Origin of the sequence: Flavobacterium sp., from assembly GCF_039916025.1 — a bacterium.
Taxonomy (GTDB): Bacteria; Bacteroidota; Bacteroidia; order Flavobacteriales; family Flavobacteriaceae; genus Flavobacterium.
Genome location: NZ_JBDSMB010000126.1, coordinates 1 through 18,112 on the forward strand (window position 1 = coordinate 1; position 18,112 = coordinate 18,112).

At 35.9% G+C, this 18,112-nt stretch carries 16 protein-coding genes; 12 read left to right on the forward strand and 4 right to left on the reverse strand.

Annotation, left to right across the window (positions count from 1 at the left end; all coding sequences use genetic code 11):
- A partial coding sequence (locus ABIQ27_RS09020; protein ID WP_348033554.1) for a heparan-alpha-glucosaminide N-acetyltransferase domain-containing protein occupies positions 1-1,163 on the forward strand: 1,163 nt, incomplete at its 5' end.
- Between the two features lie 79 nt (positions 1,164-1,242).
- Here the strand turns inward: ABIQ27_RS09020 and ABIQ27_RS09025 are convergent.
- Both ABIQ27_RS09025 and ABIQ27_RS09030 read right to left on the reverse strand, forming a co-directional pair.
- Complete coding sequence (locus ABIQ27_RS09025) at positions 1,243-1,680, reverse strand: carboxymuconolactone decarboxylase family protein (protein WP_348033555.1); 438 nt, start codon at positions 1,678-1,680, stop codon at positions 1,243-1,245.
- Between the two features lie 78 nt (positions 1,681-1,758).
- Entirely contained in the window at positions 1,759-2,328 is a 570-nt protein-coding gene (locus ABIQ27_RS09030) for a Crp/Fnr family transcriptional regulator (RefSeq protein WP_348033556.1), read from the reverse strand.
- Between the two features lie 138 nt (positions 2,329-2,466).
- Here ABIQ27_RS09030 and ABIQ27_RS09035 point away from each other — a divergent pair, with 138 nt between their 5' ends.
- The 7 genes from ABIQ27_RS09035 (at position 2,467) to ABIQ27_RS09065 (ending at position 12,223) form a co-directional block, all read left to right on the forward strand.
- Entirely contained in the window at positions 2,467-3,993 is a 1,527-nt protein-coding gene (locus ABIQ27_RS09035; RefSeq protein ID WP_348033557.1) for a carboxypeptidase-like regulatory domain-containing protein, read from the forward strand.
- Between the two features lie 25 nt (positions 3,994-4,018).
- Complete coding sequence (locus tag ABIQ27_RS09040) at positions 4,019-4,525, forward strand: hypothetical protein (protein ID WP_348033558.1); 507 nt, start codon at positions 4,019-4,021, stop codon at positions 4,523-4,525.
- Between the two features lie 248 nt (positions 4,526-4,773).
- Entirely contained in the window at positions 4,774-4,926 is a 153-nt protein-coding gene (locus tag ABIQ27_RS09045) for a hypothetical protein (protein WP_348033559.1), read from the forward strand.
- Between the two features lie 453 nt (positions 4,927-5,379).
- The gene (locus ABIQ27_RS09050; RefSeq protein ID WP_348033560.1) at positions 5,380-6,594 is read left to right on the forward strand and encodes a PAS domain-containing protein; all 1,215 of its coding nucleotides are present in this window, start codon (positions 5,380-5,382) and stop codon (positions 6,592-6,594) included.
- A gap of 76 nt (positions 6,595-6,670) precedes the next feature.
- Positions 6,671-8,725 (forward strand): M3 family metallopeptidase, encoded by a 2,055-nt coding sequence (locus tag ABIQ27_RS09055; protein ID WP_348033561.1) that lies wholly within the window; start codon positions 6,671-6,673, stop codon positions 8,723-8,725.
- Positions 8,726-8,853: 128 nt separating this feature from the next.
- Positions 8,854-10,638 carry an ABC transporter transmembrane domain-containing protein gene (locus tag ABIQ27_RS09060; protein ID WP_348033562.1) on the forward strand — a complete coding sequence of 595 codons (1,785 nt, stop codon included), beginning with the start codon at positions 8,854-8,856 and terminating at the stop codon, positions 10,636-10,638.
- 241 nt (positions 10,639-10,879) lie between these two features.
- Entirely contained in the window at positions 10,880-12,223 is a 1,344-nt protein-coding gene (locus ABIQ27_RS09065) for a DEAD/DEAH box helicase (protein WP_348033563.1), read from the forward strand.
- A 5-nt stretch (positions 12,224-12,228) separates the two neighbouring features.
- Here ABIQ27_RS09065 and ABIQ27_RS09070 read toward each other — a convergent pair whose 3' ends face one another.
- Positions 12,229-13,332, reverse strand: coding sequence for a lactonase family protein (locus tag ABIQ27_RS09070; protein WP_348033564.1), 1,104 nt, complete (start codon positions 13,330-13,332; stop codon positions 12,229-12,231).
- Between the two features lie 90 nt (positions 13,333-13,422).
- On the opposite strand from ABIQ27_RS09070, the gene ABIQ27_RS09075 reads away from it, so the two are divergent.
- From ABIQ27_RS09075 to ABIQ27_RS09090, 4 genes are read left to right on the forward strand one after another with little or no spacing between them, the layout of a single operon-like run.
- A complete protein-coding gene (locus ABIQ27_RS09075) occupies positions 13,423-15,351 on the forward strand; it encodes a BatA and WFA domain-containing protein (protein WP_348033565.1) in 1,929 nt (642 codons plus the stop codon).
- A complete protein-coding gene (locus ABIQ27_RS09080; RefSeq protein WP_348033566.1) occupies positions 15,348-16,601 on the forward strand; it encodes a dihydroorotase in 1,254 nt (417 codons plus the stop codon). The genes ABIQ27_RS09075 and ABIQ27_RS09080 overlap by 4 nt, the downstream gene beginning before the upstream one ends.
- An 8-nt stretch (positions 16,602-16,609) precedes the next feature.
- Positions 16,610-16,933: a hypothetical protein gene (locus tag ABIQ27_RS09085; RefSeq protein WP_348033567.1), complete on the forward strand. Its 324-nt coding sequence runs from the start codon at positions 16,610-16,612 to the stop codon at positions 16,931-16,933.
- A complete protein-coding gene (locus ABIQ27_RS09090; protein ID WP_348033568.1) occupies positions 16,933-17,577 on the forward strand; it encodes an alpha/beta fold hydrolase in 645 nt (214 codons plus the stop codon). Before ABIQ27_RS09085 ends, ABIQ27_RS09090 begins: the two co-directional genes overlap by 1 nt.
- Before the next feature lie 33 nt (positions 17,578-17,610).
- Here the strand turns inward: ABIQ27_RS09090 and ABIQ27_RS09095 are convergent, their stop codons facing one another.
- On the reverse strand, positions 17,611-18,099 hold the full coding sequence (locus ABIQ27_RS09095; protein WP_348033569.1) for a hypothetical protein: 489 nt from the start codon (positions 18,097-18,099) through the stop codon (positions 17,611-17,613).
- Positions 18,100-18,112 lie beyond the last annotated feature (13 nt).

Consider the following 18,112-nt stretch of genomic DNA (forward strand, 5'->3'; position numbering starts at 1 on the left):
TAACCAAGTACCGCATTGAATCTATTGATTTATTAAAAGGATTGGTCATGGTAATCATGGCACTAGACCATACCCGGGATTACTTTCACTATTCGGCTATGATGTATGATCCAACAGATCCTAACCATTCCACTTTACCCATCTTCTTTACCCGTTTTATTACGCATTTCTGTGCGCCTGCCTTTAGTTTCCTTGCAGGAATGTCTGCCTTTATGGTTGGAAAAAGAAAGTCGAAAAGCGAGTTATCCGGTTTTCTACTCAAACGTGGATTGTGGTTGGTTTTTATTGAAATGACCATCGTTAACTTCTCGTGGTTTTTTGATGTACAATTTAGAAATCCTGCATTGTTGGTTATTTGGGCATTAGGCGTCAGCATGATTGTATTGTCAGCTTTGATTCATCTGCCACGAAAAGCTATTTTGTGGTTTAGTATTATCCTTATTGCGGGTCATAATCTTTTAGACAGTGTGCATTTTCAGGGGAATGTTATTTGGTCAATATTCCACCAACCGGGCGGATTTCCAATAAACAAAGATTATGTCTTTTTTGTTGCCTATCCACTTATCCCTTGGATTGCTGTGATGTCATTAGGGTATTGCTTTGGTACTTTTTATAATGCTGAATATACTCCAGAGAAAAGAAGAAAACTATTCAATACGATTGGTTTTTCTGCTTTAGCGCTCTTTGTAGTTTTGCGATTTACTAACGTTTATGGTGACGCTGTGCCTTTTACTGACTACGATACAACATCCAAAGATTTGGTTTCGTTTTTTAATCCTTCTAAATATCCACCATCATTAGATTATCTGTTAATGACATTAGGAGTTACGTTGGTATTCCTTGCCAACTCCGAAAACTGGAAAGGCAAACTGGTAAGCTTCTTTTCTGTCTTTGGCCGAGTACCCTTCTTTTATTATATCATACACATTTTTGTTATCCATTTGGCTGCGATGCTGTATGCGCAATTAGCCGGATATGGTTGGGATAAAGTAATATTGGAAGGTTGGATAACGGAGTTACCTAGAATGCGAGGCTATGGACTCGCCTTAGTTTATGTATATGCTATTTGGATTGCCATTATCCTATTGTTATATCCTTTCTGTAAATGGTTTGACACCTATAAACAAAACCACAAAGACAAATGGTGGTTGAGTTATCTATAAAAAAGAGAAAAGAACATAGAACATAGAAAAAAATAGCCATATCTGCTGAAAAATCTATCTTCTATGTTCTTGCTTCTTTTTAAACTGGCTGCATCTCAGTCGATATCGCAATCCTGTTCCACGCATTGATAGTGATAATCATCATCATGATTTCAGATACATAATTTTCATCAAACAATTGTATGGCTTTGTTATATGTCGCGTCAGAAAGATGATTTTGAATTAATGTGATTTCTTCGGTCATGGCCAGAATTGCTTTTTCTTCTTCTGTGTACAGATTTTTGACTTCTTTCCACGCATTCAGAAGATAAATTCGTTGTTCGGTCAATCCTAGCTTTTTAGCGTCTTTGGTATGCATATCAATACAATACGCACAACCGTTAATTTGGGAAGCTCTAATTTTTATTAACTCTTTGTGAATTGGATCTAACGCTGTTGATGCAATGTATTTTTCTAATCCCATCATCGCTTTAAGGGCTTCGGGCTGTGTCTGTAAAAGGTTTACTCTAGTGCTCATTATGATTGTTTTTTAAAGTTCGATACAAAGGTCTTTCATATCATTTTCAAAAAACTTGAACTACTTCAAGAAATCACTTCAGACTTTGCCCGCACGAATCTTACTCATGAATTCGGCACTGAAATCTAAATACGAGGCCAACATATATTGTGGAATACGCTGTACAAATTCGGCTTGCAACCTATTAAAATGACGATAGCGTTCTTCCGCCGATTGTGTATAAAGATACATGATACGCATTTGTGATGCCGCGTATGATTTTTGGAGTATCAGTCTAAAGTAGCGCTCCATTTTTGGTAATCGCGCTAATAAATCATCCATGCTATTCTTATCAATTGACAATACCTCTGAGTTCTCGACAGTTTGTATATAGAAACTTGTCGGGTTTTGGGTTTGCTGACTCATATAATCTGTAATCCACCAGTTTTCAATAGCAAATTGCAGTGTTTGCTCGGTGCCTTTATCATTGACAATATAAAGCCTAAGACAGCCTTTTAAAACAAAATATTGAATATCGCAGATTTGCCCTTCTTCTAACAATAGTGATTTCTTTTTAAAACTTTCTCTTTCAAAATAAGATGCAATGATTTCTGATTCCGAATCATCAACTTCAATAAATTTCCTGATATGTTCAATAAGCTGGTTCATCACACAAATATAATAAATGCTTCTCTATTACTTTTTTGCTTGATTAAAAAAATAACCGAAAAAATAAAACCTGCATAAAAACTAAGAATTTTACTTATATTCGTAACGTTGCTTTACTAACCTATACCACTCATATTTATGCCGAAAAATCTATTCAAAACCTTATTGATTATGCTTAGCGTTCAGGCTGGCGTAGCACAAAACATTACCGGAAAAATTGTTGATGCGAAAACCAATGAAAGCATTCCCTATGCTAATATTATTATAAACAATTCGGAAAATTTAGTCTCTAATGCCGAAGGGTATTTTACCATTGCTGAAAGTTATAGCAGTGATGCTTCCACCATTGATATTTCTTATTTGGGATATCTTGGTCGTAAAATAACAGTACGGGAACTTAAGAATCAACAACTCATTGTTGCTCTTGAACCCGGTATTGTTGAACTCGAAAATGTAAATGTCAACAACGTAAAACCCGACCCGCGAAGTATAATGGCAGAAGTTAAAAAGCATTTAAGCCAACATTATAAAAGCGAAAGTCAGGCTGTAAAAAACAAAGTGTTTTTCCGCGAAACCAGTGCGTTAAAGCCTAAAATATTAAATCTGGAAATCACCAAATCGACCGGGTTTAGTAAAGAAGCTTTAAAATCGGTAAATAAACAAGTAAGTGCTTTTACTTCTAAACTAATCTCGCAGCCACCAGTTGTATTCAGCGACATGCTTTGCAATTATTATACTAATACAACGAGAAAAGATGACAAAGCAATGTTTACATCCAAACTCGAAGTTATAAAAGCTACCCGACTTAAGGATGAGAATAATTCGTCATCTCTTGAGGACATACAAGAGAAAGCCGGAAATGTATTTCTGCAGCATTTAGACACAACCAAATACTACCGAATTAAAAGCGGATGGTTTGGTACACACGACACTATTTCGTTGCGGAAAGATTTTCACCAGGATAAAAAAAAGGATAAGAAACAAAGTCTTTTGACTTCTTCAAAATCAGACCTTAATAGCTTTGTTTCTCAAAATAACTTTCTGTATGGTGACAAACTTACCTTTGTTAACCAACCCGAAATGTATGACTATACCTATCAAGGAGTTGTCTATTCAAAAGAACAGGAATTTGTATACGTCCTCTCATTCAAACCTCGTAAAAGCAAGGCAAAATATACCGGCAAACTCTATATTTCAGAAACCGATTATGCGGTGTTGCGTGCCGACTATACTTTGGCCGAAGGCGAAACAGCGGGTGGCTTTAATATGAAATTCCTTTTGGGTGTAAAAGCATCCGAAAACGTAAGCAAAGGAACACTTATCTATAAACAAAACCCGTCGGGCGATGGTTATTATCTTCAGTATGGTTCTTTAGAAACTGGAATGTATATGTATATTAACCGACCTGTAAAATTTATTGAACTCGCCGCTGAGGAAAGAGATGTGCTGGCTATTGACCTCAAAATTGAAACCAATATAAGAACCAAAAAAGAATACCTCAATATCCAAAAATTGGAAACTTCTGAAGCAGCACTGGAAGCTCTCAAAGAGCAAGAATTCAAATATTTGCAGCTCAAACGCTACGATCCAACAATATGGAAAGATTATGGCGCTATTGAACCTTTGGAAGAAATGAAACAATTTGAAGCAGGTGATCAATTGTGATTTACGCTTACTAAACAAAATCAAAATGAAAAAATCCCTCCACACCCTACTCCTATTATTCCTGACAACTCTTTGCTTTGCTCAAAACGACAAACCTCAAAGGGCTGCTTTTAAATTTAAACTGGCAGAAGATAATTTGCATTATACTAAGATTAACGTACCTCAATCTGATTATTTTGTTAAGTATAAAATGCTGGAGATTTACGCTACCGAAAAACTCAATATAGAAGTGACGCTTCAAAACGATACCATCGCCACTATGAAAGTGGTTAAAAAGATAGTTTACCCGGAGCGCACCATTGTCATTGATTTTAAACAAAAGCATGAACGTGGAAAACTTATCGGGATCATGCTCAACATAAAGAACCCGTTTGATAAAAAATTAGTATATGATGCCAATATGTTTTTAATAGGCGGAGATAAATGGATTCCAACCAATGTGATTCCTGTCTATCCAAAAATACAAAGCTTTGAAAGCTGGCCCGACCCTATCACTACTCTTTGTTTATGTAACTGGCATTTTGAAAAGTAGAAATCGAGAGAAAAAACAGCACTAATTTGTTTTACATCATTGGCATTTTTTCATTATTTTTCCTTACTTTAGCACTACTTCGAATAAACAAATACCACGAAATTTTATTGGAAATGAATTGTCATGCCTTGTTCTCACGTAATGAGATTAGGCAAATACTTGTGTGGTTTGAAAAGATTTAGATTACCACTCGTATACGATTCATTTCAAAGAGTTAGTTAAATACTATAACCTTAAGTATCGTGTTTATGGGAAAAGGACTTGAAATAGAATTAAGCAGTGGCGATGTTATTCAAATTGAGAAACTCAAAAAGGAATTTGAATCAAAAACCGATGAAGAGTTGGTAGAATTCTACTTTACCAAACAGAATGATGACCAACCGATGACTATAAAACTCTAGCGTCTGTTTGGATTAAAACAACTTTTGAAGGAGCGTTTTGGCAACAAAATCATTAAATATAACGAGCAGAAACTTAAATTGTAAGTAATCTGAACGATAGGCTGGAAAAAGTTTCCTGATAAAGTTTATTGATTTTAAGTAAGAAAATAATTAGTAGGCAGTTAAAAATTTAAAAAAAAGTTAAATAATATATTGATTTTACTGATTTTTTTTATCATAAGTCTTAAACTCTTAAGAGAGTTATTATAATTTTCACATAATACTCTTTTCTTCTTAAAAATCAACAGTAATATGTTAGAGTCGGAGACCGTGGCGATTATTTTTTATTTAATTTAGCTGACTGATAACCCCAACGGTATTGAGCCCCAAAACTGCCGGTAATCTTAAAAATAAGTGTGTTGATATTCCAAATAAGAGTATCGCTCATAATATAAAATTATAACCTACTCCTAAATGTTTTTAAAATTTTTGTTTTCAAAACCGTTGCGTGCTAAGACGGATGAAAACAGTAGTATACTGTTCAAAATCATTTGCAGTGTACTATTGATTATTACTGCTACATCAGTCATGGCCATGGTACACCAACCCAAATACATCCTTCGTTTTACGATGGCAATATCCCTACTTTGGGTAATTAGCTTGGTTTTACTTTTTGCTTTAAAAAAGCAAAATTCCCGAATAATTGCGGTTATCTATATCTCTTTTTTACTGCTGATGATTTTAGGTTTTTCATTTACCGGCGGCGGTATAAAAGCACACGGTATACGACTGCTCCCTATTGTAGTGCTATTTTCCGGTTTGACCATTGGCAGGAAATCCATGTGGGTATTTGCCATACTAGCTTCTTTTGGCGGATTATTGCTGGTGCTTGCCAGTTATTTAGACCTATTGCCTTTGAAAGGTCCAATTGGGCAAACTCCATTTAGCTATTGGATTTATTCTGTTTCAGGTATTTTTTTATTCTGCTATATTGAAAATTTGTCTGTAGGGCGTTTTAACAAAACTGTAGATCAGTTAAAACAGCAACTTAGCTTGCGAAAACAATCAGAAGAAAAATATAAGGTGATTTTTGAATCCTTTCAGGATATTTATTATCAAACCGATATGACAGGGATTGTTACTATTGTTACGCCCTCTATCAAACAGCGGGCAGGTTATAATCCGAAAGAAGTAATTGGTAATAATGTTGCTGATTTTTATCACCAAACAGATAAGCGTAATGATTTCATGAAGTTGCTCCTGGAAAAAGGTTCTGTTCATAATTACGAATTAGAGTTAGTGACAAAGGATGGAAAGATTAAAAATGTACTAGTATCCAGCCATATCCTATATGATAGTAACGGAGCCCCGATAACTATTGAGGGCACGCTGCACGACATTACCCGACGCAAAAAAGATGAAAATCTTCTGAAAGAGCAAAATGAGAAACTAATGCAGATAGCCCACCTGCAATCGCATATTGTTAGAAAACCAGTAGCCAATATACTTGGGATAATTGACCTGTTGGATATTGAAAATCCAAACGACCCTAATAATTTAGAACTGATTCCAAAATTGGAAACCGCTTCCAAAGAATTGGATACCATTATTAAAGAAATTGTGCAAAACACCAAAGGAATAAGAGAAATAGTAAAAGCCAATACGGTAAAAAATGAAAGTGATACTTAATTCTCATTTCCAAAAAAACTATTACCTTTAGCAGGCAAAAATAATTGCTATATCAACTTTCATAAAATACAACACAATGACTTTAAAAAAGAACCTGCTTTATTTAGCGCTTCCAATTTGTTTATTCTCTGTTTCTAACAATTTCTCGCAGGCGAATACAAAGAAACCATCTAATCCTTTTTTAGCAGGAAGCAATGTTACCGTTGATTATGCAAGGGTAACTTCAAAAGATGTAGAAGTGTATGCAAAAAAAACGATTGCTGATGTTACTTCAAAAATCGCTTCGATTAAAAAACAAAAAACAGCCACTTTTGCCAATGTTTTTGGTGCTATGGATGATATCAGAAACAATATGGGTACTGCAAGCAACAACTGCTTTATGCTCAATTGGGTGTCTACCGATTCCATTATCCGCAAGAAAGGCTTAGCTAGTTATCAATTACTGGATTCACTTTCTACGGTAATTTATTCTGATAAAGGAATTTACAATAAGATGAAAAGCTTTAAAGCATCGGCTTCGTATAAACAACTTAAAGGAAATAAAAAGCTTTTGGTAGATGATATGATAGAAGGTTTTGAACGCTCTGGAGTTAATCTGAATGCTGAGAAGCTTACAAAATTCAAAAACCTAATCAAGGAAATTGGTGAGCTTTCGTCTTCCTATTCCAACAATATGAACTCGTCTAAAGAAATTTTAACTTTGGATGAAAAAGGTGTTGATGGACTTCCTGAAAACTTTAAACTGAACTACAAAGTTGCTGAAGGAAAGTATGAAATTCCAATCATCAATGCGACCAGCGAAACGGTGATGAGCAATGCAAAATCGGAAGAAACCAGAAAAGCATATCATATTAAATTCTATAACAGAGCTGCAGATAAAAATATTGCCATCCTGGACAGTATGGTAAAAAAGCGTGATGAATTGGCGAAACTAATGGGTTATCCAACGTATGCAGCGTATAGCCTTGTTCCGAAAATGGCAAGCACTCCGCAAACGGTTTGGAATTTCTTAAATGATTTAATAAGCCGTTCAAAAGAAAAAGCAAAAAGCGATGTAGCAATGCTTGACCTTGAAAAGAAAGTGGAATTAGCAAATCAGTCCGCTAAATTAGAACCATGGGATATTGCTTTCTATAAAAATCAAATCGTAAAAAACCAATATCAGGTTAACAACGAAGAGCTAAGAGATTATTTCCCAATGCAGCAATGCCTAAAAGGAATGATGGACATTTATCAGAAACTCTTAGGATTTCAATTCAGGAAAGTGCAAAATCCATCTGTATGGAACGAAGATGTAGAAATGTATGAGGTATATGAAACCGGAAAATTAAAAGGACGCTTTTATCTTGACTTATTTCCGAGACCAAATAAAGAAACCTGGTTTTATGGTGTTAACATAGTTTCCGGAAAAGGAAATGAAATACCAGTAGCTATGCTGCTTGGTAATTTCACCAAACCAACTAAGACACAGCCTTCTCTATTAAGCCAAAAAGAATTAAAAACATTGTTCCATGAATTTGGACATATCATGAACATGATGTCGTATCATGGAGAATTTTCATCTCAACAAGAATCAAAAGCCGACTTTACAGAAGCAATGTCTCAAATATTCGAAAACTGGGTTTTAGATTATGGCATTGTAAGTACGTTTGCTAAAAACTACAAAACGGGTGAAACATTACCACAGGTAACTTTTGATAAATTACTTCAATCTAAAAAAGTTGGCTCTGGTTTGGCTTCTATACAAATGTTGCAACGTTGTTTATACGATATGAATCTGTATGATAAATACAATGCCGCTAATCCGGTGCCGACTGATGATATCTGGAAAGCAACCGATAAGCAGTTGGGCGTTATGGATTTTTATGTACCTAACACGCATTATCAGGCAAACTGGATACACGTTAATACACATCCTGTTTATATGTATGGCTATTTATGGTCTGAAGTATATGCGCTGGATATGTTTACTCAATTTGAAAAGAATGGACTTTTAGATACCAAAACCGGAATAAGATACCGTGAACTAATACTTTCCAATGGAACACAAAGAGATATTGTAAAAGCGGTTAATGAATTTTTGGGAAGACCATCAGATAATAAGGCTTATGTTAAAAGTTTAGGACTCTAATCAAAAAATTACGAATTACGAATTAGTTAAAACAAAAACTCTGGTACAACTGGAGTTTTTTGTTTTATTTATAAGATGTTCTTCCTTTTTGTAGTGGTTTATCGTATACTTTTGTAAAAAAATAAACAATGCCTCGATTTCAGGAAAATGATTTGCCCAAAGCCAAACTCAGTGCGAGTTCATTAAGTAAGGCTACCCTAATATTCAAATATGCAGGCCAACATAAATGGAAGTTCTATGTTGGTTTGGTATTTCTACTATTCACTGGTGCTACTGCCTTAGCCTTTCCAAAATTAATGGGAATGCTTGTAGATTGTGTGAAAAATAAAAACAACGCCGAGGCTAATACGATTGCATTAAGTCTGGTTGCTATTTTATCTTTTCAAGCTATCTTTTCCTTTTTTAGATTATCGCTGTTTGTCAATTTTACTGAGAATACTTTAGCAAATTTAAGATTGGCATTGTACAGTAATTTGATTAAGCTACCAATGTCGTTCTTCTCGCAAAAACGTGTGGGCGAACTAAACAGCCGGATCAGTTCGGATATTACTCAGATACAAGATACCTTAACAACTACTATCGCAGAGTTCCTTCGTCAGTTTATATTGATTATTGGTGGCGTTATTCTATTAGCTACTCAAAGTCTAAAACTAACGTTGATGATGCTAGCAGTAGTTCCTTTGGTAGCCGTTGCAGCTGTAATATTCGGAAGGTTTATTAGAAAATATTCTAAAAATGTTCAGGACAAAGTAGCAGAAAGCCAGGTAATCGTAGAAGAAACATTGCAGGGAATTAGTAACGTAAAAGCTTTTGCTAACGAATGGTACGAAATTGCACGCTACAAAGGAAAGATAAATGAAATTGTCAAAATTGCCATCAAAGGCGGGCAATACCGAGGCTACTTTGCTTCGTTCATTATCTTTTGCTTATTCGGTTCTATCGTTGCGGTGGTTTGGTATGGCGTTACTTTAAGCATCAGTGGCGAAATGAGTGTCGGACAATTGATTTCTTTTGTGTTGTATTCCACATTTGTAGGCGCTTCTTTTGGTGGCATAGCCGAATTGTATGCCCAAATCCAGAAAGCCGTTGGAGCTACAGAACGTGTTTTTGAATTATTAGAAGAAACTCCGGAAAACATTAATTCCAATCATTCAGCAACAACCGAAAAGATTAAAGGTGATGTGACTTTTAAAAATGTGGCCTTCTCTTATCCTTCCCGAAAAGAAATTCAGGTATTAAAAGATGTGAGTTTCACTGCAGACTTTGGTCAGAAGATTGCTATTGTGGGACCAAGTGGCGCTGGGAAGTCAACTATCTCTTCGCTCCTGCTCCGTTTTTATGATATTCAAAGCGGACAGATTCTGATTGACAATAAAAACATTTACGATTACGATTTGGAAAACCTGCGTGGCAATATGAGTATCGTTCCTCAGGACGTTATTTTATTCGGCGGAAGCATTCGTGAGAACATCGCCTATGGAAAACCCGATGCTACTGAAGAAGAAATATTCAAAGCTGCAAAACAAGCGAATGCCTTAGATTTTGTAAATGGCTTTCCTGAAAAATTCGATACGTTGGTTGGAGAACGAGGCATCAAACTTTCGGGTGGACAACGCCAGCGTATTGCTATTGCCCGTGCGTTATTGAAAAATCCGAGTATCCTGATTCTGGATGAAGCGACTTCTTCTTTAGATAGTGGAAGTGAAAAACTGGTGCAGGAAGCTTTGGAAACTTTGATGGAAGGTCGTACCAGCATCATCATCGCACATCGACTCTCAACGATTAGAAATGCAGATGCTATTTTGGTTTTAAATGAAGGCAGGATTTCAGAGCAGGGAACCCACAAAGAATTATTAGAGATAGAAAACGGTGTTTATAAAAACCTGAGTAATCTTCAGTTTTCGAATTCTTAGGAGCACAACGTTTGTCCTACTAAGGATATATCTTCCCGCTGTCCGCTCTATCTTTTTCTTAAAAAAGAAAAAGGATGCCACTTCCATCGGGGCTAGCGAGAATGTTATTGTATTTCCCAAGCTTGCATCCGCCTTCTGAGACTGAAAACTGAGACTGAAAACTGAGACTGAGACTGAGACTGAGACTGAACACTGAACACCAAAATAGAAATCCCTATCTTTGCGCCAAATTACAATAGCAATGAGCACTTTCGAGCAATTCAATCTTCCTAAATCATTACAAAAAGCCATCGATGAATTGGGGCTAACCACGCCAACACCTATTCAGGAAAAATCCTTTTCGGTGATTATGTCGGGGCGCGATGTAATGGGAATTGCACAAACTGGAACGGGTAAAACCTTTGCTTACTTATTGCCATTACTAAAACAATGGAAGTTTGTACCAACAGATACGCCACGAATTGTAATCCTGGTTCCAACAAGAGAACTGGTAGTTCAAATCGCTGCCGAAGTTGAAAAACTAACCAAATACATGTCGGTAAGAACACTTGGTGTTTATGGTGGCGTGAATATCAACACACAAAAGAAATCGGTTTACGAAGGCATTGATGTTTTGGTTGGAACTCCGGGACGTGTTATGGATTTGGCTTTGGACAATGTTATTCGTTTTGACAGTTTGCAAAAATTGGTGATAGACGAATTTGATGAAATGCTGAACCAAGGTTTCAGAACTCAAATTACTTCCATCCTATCAATGCTAAAAAATAAACGTCAAAACATTTTGTTTTCGGCAACAATGACTGATGAGGTTGATGATATGTTAGAAGATTACTTTGAATTTTCTGAAGAAGTTACATTAGAAAAATCAGGGACGCCATTAGAGAAAATAGAGCAGTTAGGTTATTTTGTGCCTAACTTCCTGACTAAAATAAATCTGATTGTTGAATTACTAAAAGACGAAGCTTTAGAACGCGTATTGCTTTTTGTAAACAATAAAAAAACCGCCGATTTATTGGCAGTCCAACTTGAAGAGCACTATCCTGAGCAATTTGGAATTATCCATTCGAACAAATCACAAAACTATCGTTTGCAGACAATGGCTTCATTCCAGGCTGGCGAAATCAGAGGAATTGTAACCACTGATGTAATGGCTAGAGGTTTGGATATTTCTGATGTGACACACGTTATCAACGTTGAGTTTTCGGAAGTTCCTGAACAATACATTCACCGAATCGGTCGTACAGGCCGTGCCGACAAATCGGGTATTGCGATTAGTTTAATTGCTCCGGGCGAACAGGAAATCCAGATAGAAGCAGAAATGCTGATGGAAAAAGAAATCAAGATGCTTCCTTTACCAACAACAGTTGAGGTAGCTACACGCCTATTGGAATTTGAAAAAGACAAAAAGAAAATGAAAGTCATTTTGAAAACCAACAAATTGGAAGGTGGCGCATCACATCATGAAAAGTCGAAGAAAAATCAAAAGGTCAATCTTGGTGGTCCGTCTAAAACAAAAAAGAAAACATCAAGTTCAGTCAATAGAAATATATTGAAAACGAGAGCAGCAAAAAAGAAGAAAAAATAGTTTTTCTATTCAAAAACCAAACAAACCGGTGAACACAAAGCAATTCGTTTGCCCGTATCGGTTAGCGTACCTGTAGTTTTATCAATTGAAAAAATCACCACTTCATTGGTATATTGATGTGCAATCAAAAGAAAATTTCCTGTCGGATCAATAGTAAAGTTACGTGGACCTTTTCCCAAAGTGCTTGTATTCTGAACAAACTTTAGTTTCCCATTCTTCTTGATTTCAAAACAACTAATTGTATTGGCATCTCCACGGTTAGTAGCATATAAGAACTTTCCATCGGCAGTGATGTGAATATCCGCCGCAGCCGTTTTACCTTTAAACTTTTTATCTACAACCGTAGTTTCCTGAAGTAATTTCAATTCACCATTGATAAATGAGAGCACCAATAATGAGCCATCTAATTCATTTAGCAAATAAACAAGTTGGCCATCCGGACTAAAAGTAAAATGCCTTGGTCCGCTTCCTTTGTTTACTCTTAGGAAATAACTAAAGTCTAATACAGCACTTTTAGCATCAGGATCATAGCGATATACATACAGATAATCCTTTCCTAAATCACTGGCGAGAAGGTATTTTTTATCAGATGAAAATTGCAGCATGTGCATATGTGAAGTTTCAAGACTGTCCTGACCAACGCTTTGAACCATATGCATTACAATTTGTTTATGCTTACCAATAGTTCCATCTTCATTTTTACCAAAAACGGTAATGTTTCCACCACTATAGTTGGCAACCAATACGTTTTTATCATCATTAAGAACATAACAGGGATCGTTGCCTTCAGAGCTTTTCGAATTCAGAAACTGTAAATTTCCACTATCCGAATAAAAATGAAAAGCACTTACCTGACTGTCATTGCCATTTTCATTTGTACTATAAACAAATTTTTTATCTGCTGAAAACGACAGAAAGCTGGGATTAACAATGTTCTTCGATGAACCTTTTAATTGAGCGTCTGCTGTTTCGGTATCAAAATCATATGCATACATTCCGTCACTCTGACATGTATTGGTATAGGTTCCGATAATTAAATTATGATGATTTTGCTGTGCTTGTGTTGTTATGCAAAAGATAGCGGTAAATAAGGCGGCGTATTTTATCATCTTGGTGCTTTTAATAAAAATACAAAAATAACAACTTTGAACGCTCAACACTGAACACTTTTTACTATTTTTGACAAATCAATTTAAAGAATGCAGTTTAAACACCCAGAAGTCCTTTATTTTCTCTTCTTATTGGTAATCCCAATTCTGGTTCATTTATTTCAACTGCGTCGTTTCAAGAAAGAATATTTCACTAACGTACAATTCCTAAAAGAACTTTCGATACAAACCCGTAAAAGTTCTGCCATCAAAAAATGGCTGTTGCTTTTCACACGTTTATTGCTGCTTACCTTTTTGATTTTGGCTTTCGCCCAACCTTTCTTTTCTGCCAAAGACAGCAAAAAAAACACAAACGAAATGTATATTATTCTGGACAATTCCTATAGTATGCAGGCCAAAGGTAAAAAAGGTGAACTCCTAAGACGAGCCATTCAGGATTTGCTTGAACATACTCCGGAAGCACAGAACTTTTCTTTGATTACCAATTCTGATAACTATTGGAACACCGATATCAAAACCATTCAAAAAGACTTGCAGGATTTGAAATACAGTGCATCGGCATTTCGTTTGGATAATCTGATTGCCAAAGTCAACGCGCGAAAATCGGCTTTCAACAAAGATATCATTGTGATTACCGATGCTGTTGGTTTAGAAACTAATCAAACCAAAAGCTTTAGAAAAGAAGACAATGTATACTTCATCATTCCCGAAGCGGAACAAAAGAACAACGTCTCGATTGATAGTGTTTACATCCAACAAACATTAGATAGCTTTTATGAAATCGGAATAAAACTATCTGCAAATGGCGAAGATTTCAAGGATGTTCCAATTGCGCTTTACAACAAAAATAAGTTAGTGGCTAAAACGCTGCTCAACTTTGAAACGAATACTAAAACCATCAACTTCACCATTCCGAAAGAAGATTTTCATGGTTATGCTTCTGTTTCAGATAAAGGATTGGCTTATGACAACACTTATTATTTCAGTATTTCGAAACCAAGTAAAACCAATGTCATCAGTATTGGCGATGCAGATAAGAGTAATTTCTTAGCGCGGATTTATACGAATGATGAGTTCAGTTATAACAATTTCGCGATAGCTAATTTGGATTATAATCTTCTTGAAAAGCAGGACGCGATTGTACTGAATGAACTAACAGATATTCCGCAGGCATTACAAACTACATTGAAATCATTTGTGACCAAAGGCGGAAACCTGATTGTCATTCCGGCGCAGGAAAACAATGTGAATACACTGAATTCTTTTGTGGCTAACTTTGGTGCAATTCAATTCAAAACAGCAACAGTAGCTGAAAAAAAAGTGACGAAAATCAATTTCAATCATCCGCTTTTCAGTGCGGTATTTGAAAAGAAGATTGATAATTTTCAATATCCAACAACTAAAACAGCATTCGGATTAAGTAGTACAACGCCATCGATATTGACTTATGATGATCAGAGTCCGTTTCTGACTTCGTTGCCAAATGATTTATCTTCAGTGTATCTTTTTGCGGCGCCAATCAACAAAACCAATAGTAATTTCCAAAACTCGCCGCTGATTGTTCCAACGTTTTATAATATGGCACAAAACAGTCAGAAAACTGGCGTTAATGCACTTATTATTGGAGAAAACCAACCTTTCGTGGTTGATGCTTTGTTATCAAAAGATGAGATTCTGACAATAAAAAACAGCGTTGAAAGTTTTATTCCGGTGCAGCAATTGTTGAACACGAAAGTCAAAATGACTTTTAACGACAGTCCAACAGAAGCTGGAAATTTTAGTATCTTTAATGGTGGGAATTTGATACAAAACATTAGTTTTAATTATAATCGTACAGAAAGTAATTTGGCACTGGCTAACCCTGATGCGGCAAACAACTTTAAAGAAATTGATGATGTTGAAACTGTATTCAATACCATTCAGACCGATAGAACCGACACACAAATCTGGAAATGGTTTGTGATTTTAGCCTTACTCTTTTTAGCATTAGAAATACTCATTCAAAAATTTGTAAAATGAATCTAATTATCCGAAAAGCCAAGATTATAGACCCAAAGAGTCCATTTCATAATCAGACTGTTGATGTGAAAATCACCAAAGGCATTATCGAAGAAATTGGTGTTTCACTGCTGAACATAAGCAATCACCAAGAGTTTCATCACGATGGTTTGCATATTTCACAAGGTTGGTTTGACACAAGTGTTTCCTTAGGCGAACCGGGTTTTGAAGACCGAGAGACAATTGCAAATGGCTTGGAAGTTGCTGCCAAAAGCGGATTTACCGGAATAGCTTTGCAACCCAACTCCTATCCAATTATTGACAACCAATCACAAGTACATTTTGTAAAACAGAAAGCAGCCAAATCAGCTACTGAGTTATTTCCAATAGGTGCTTTAACCAAAGCAAGTGAAGGAAAAGACATGGCTGAACTATATGACATGAAAAACGCCGGAGCTGTTGCTTTTGGAGATTACAATAAGAATTTATCGAACGCCAATCTGATGAAGATTGCATTACAATATGTGCAGGATTTTGACAGTTTGGTGATAGCATATTCTCAGGATGAAACAATCAAAGGAAATGGTGTTGCCAATGAAGGAATCGTTTCCACCAGATTAGGACTTAAAGGAATTCCGAACTTAGCTGAAGAACTCATTGTTGCCAGAAACCTATTCTTATTGGAATATACTGGCGGAAAACTTCACATTCCAACCATATCTACAGCTAAATCAGTAGCGCTAATCAAAGATGCTAAGAAAAAAAGACTGAAGGTTACCTGCAGCGTTTCGGTGCATCATTTAGTTTTGACCGACGAAAAGCTGGAAGGTTTTGACACACGTTATAAGGTGACGCCAACATTGCGAACCGAAGAAGACAGACAAGCACTACTTGTAGCGGTTTTAGACAATACAATTGACTGCATCACGAGCGACCACAATCCAATAGACATAGAAAATAAGAAGATGGAATTTGACTTAGCCAAGAATGGAACCATTGGTCTGGAAAGCGCATTTGGTGCATTGCTAACTGTGCTGCCTTTAGAAAAAATAATAGAAAAATTAACTTTCGGTAAAGTTGTTTTAAACATTGAAAGTCAATATATTAAAATAAAAAATAAAGCTTCGTTTACGCTGTTTTCACCAGAGAAAAACTGGACTTTTGGCAAAGAAAACATCTTATCCAAATCAAAGAATTCAGCTTTCCTTGGACAGCAAATGAAAGGAAAAGTCATTGGAATATACAATCAGGGAAAATTAGTTTTATCATAAAACAGCTTATGGAAAATTTAGAAAAATCAAAAAACACGGCAATCGTTGCTTACTTAACTATTATTGGCAGCGTGGTTGCCATCTTTATGAATCAGGATGAAAACAAAAGTGATTTTGCTTCATTCCATATTCGTCAGGCATTAGGATTATTTATTTCGTTCTTTTTGTTGGGCTATTTTGTGGGTTATGCCAATAGCTGGACAGCTACCTCTGCTTTCTATATCTTTTATTTTATCCTTTGGATTTATGGGTTTTCCGGAGCTTTGCAAGGTTTGAAAAGAGAATTACCAGTAGTAGGTTCGTTTTTTCAATCTACATTTAAAAGCCTGTAATGAATTTATCACTTCACCACTTAGTAAGAGAACCAAAAATAAAACTTGATAAAAACCCATTACTCCTATTGCTTCACGGTTATGGAAGTAATGAAGAAGATTTGTTTTCGTTTGCTTCTGAGCTTCCAGAGGAATATTATGTGATTTCCGCGCGTGCGCCTTATGATATGATGTATGGGAGCTATGCTTGGTACGCTATCAATTTTGATGCAGATGAAAATAAGTTTTCAGATATTGGACAGGCACAAGAATCCAGAGATATTATTGCCAATTTCATTGATGAATTGATTGCTAATTATCCTATCGATTCGGAGAATGTGACGCTGATTGGTTTCAGCCAAGGTACAATTTTGAGTTATGCTGTGGCATTATCTTATCCTCAAAAAGTTCAGCGGTTGGTTGCCATGAGCGGTTATTTGAATACTGAAATTGCAATAAATGATTTTAAAAATAATGATTTCAGTAATTTAAAAATCTTTGCATCACACGGAACGGTTGACCAAGTCATTCCAGTTGAATGGGCACGAAAATCAATACCGGTTATTGAGAGTTTAGACATTCCGATAGTTTATAAAGAATATCCTGTTGGGCATGGAGTCGCTCCGCAAAACTTTTTTGATTTCAAAAACTGGCTACAATCATAAAACAAAAAGGTCTTGAAATTCAAGACCTTTTTGTTATTGTTCCGTATCGGTTTCTATTTCCTTCTTGCCTATTTCACCGTCGCCAGCAAACATGTTTACAGTTCCTTTTTTAAGCACATAACCTTTCCATGGAACAAGTTGCCAATCTTTTAAAACCCACGGCTTACCTTCAGCTTCTCTGGTCAAAACTATAGAAGTTGTATCCTTTGGAAGAAAGACTTCAGCCTGACTGGCATCTTCGTTAAACAATACGTAAGCACTCAAAGTTTCATCTTCATTTTCCGGTTTGTCTGTTGGATTTAATTGAATTCCTGAAAAGCCTTTTACACATTCTTTATTTACTTTTGACCAAACATATCCTGCAGAAGCCAAGCAACCGTTTTCGTCTTTATCATTAACCATGGTAGAATCTTTTACAGCTGCAGTAACTTTTGCTTTTTCATCTACATCCTCTTTCTCATCGATTAGCTTACATGAACTAACGAGCAATAATATCATTAAAAGTGTTGTGATTTTTTTCATATTTGATTGATGT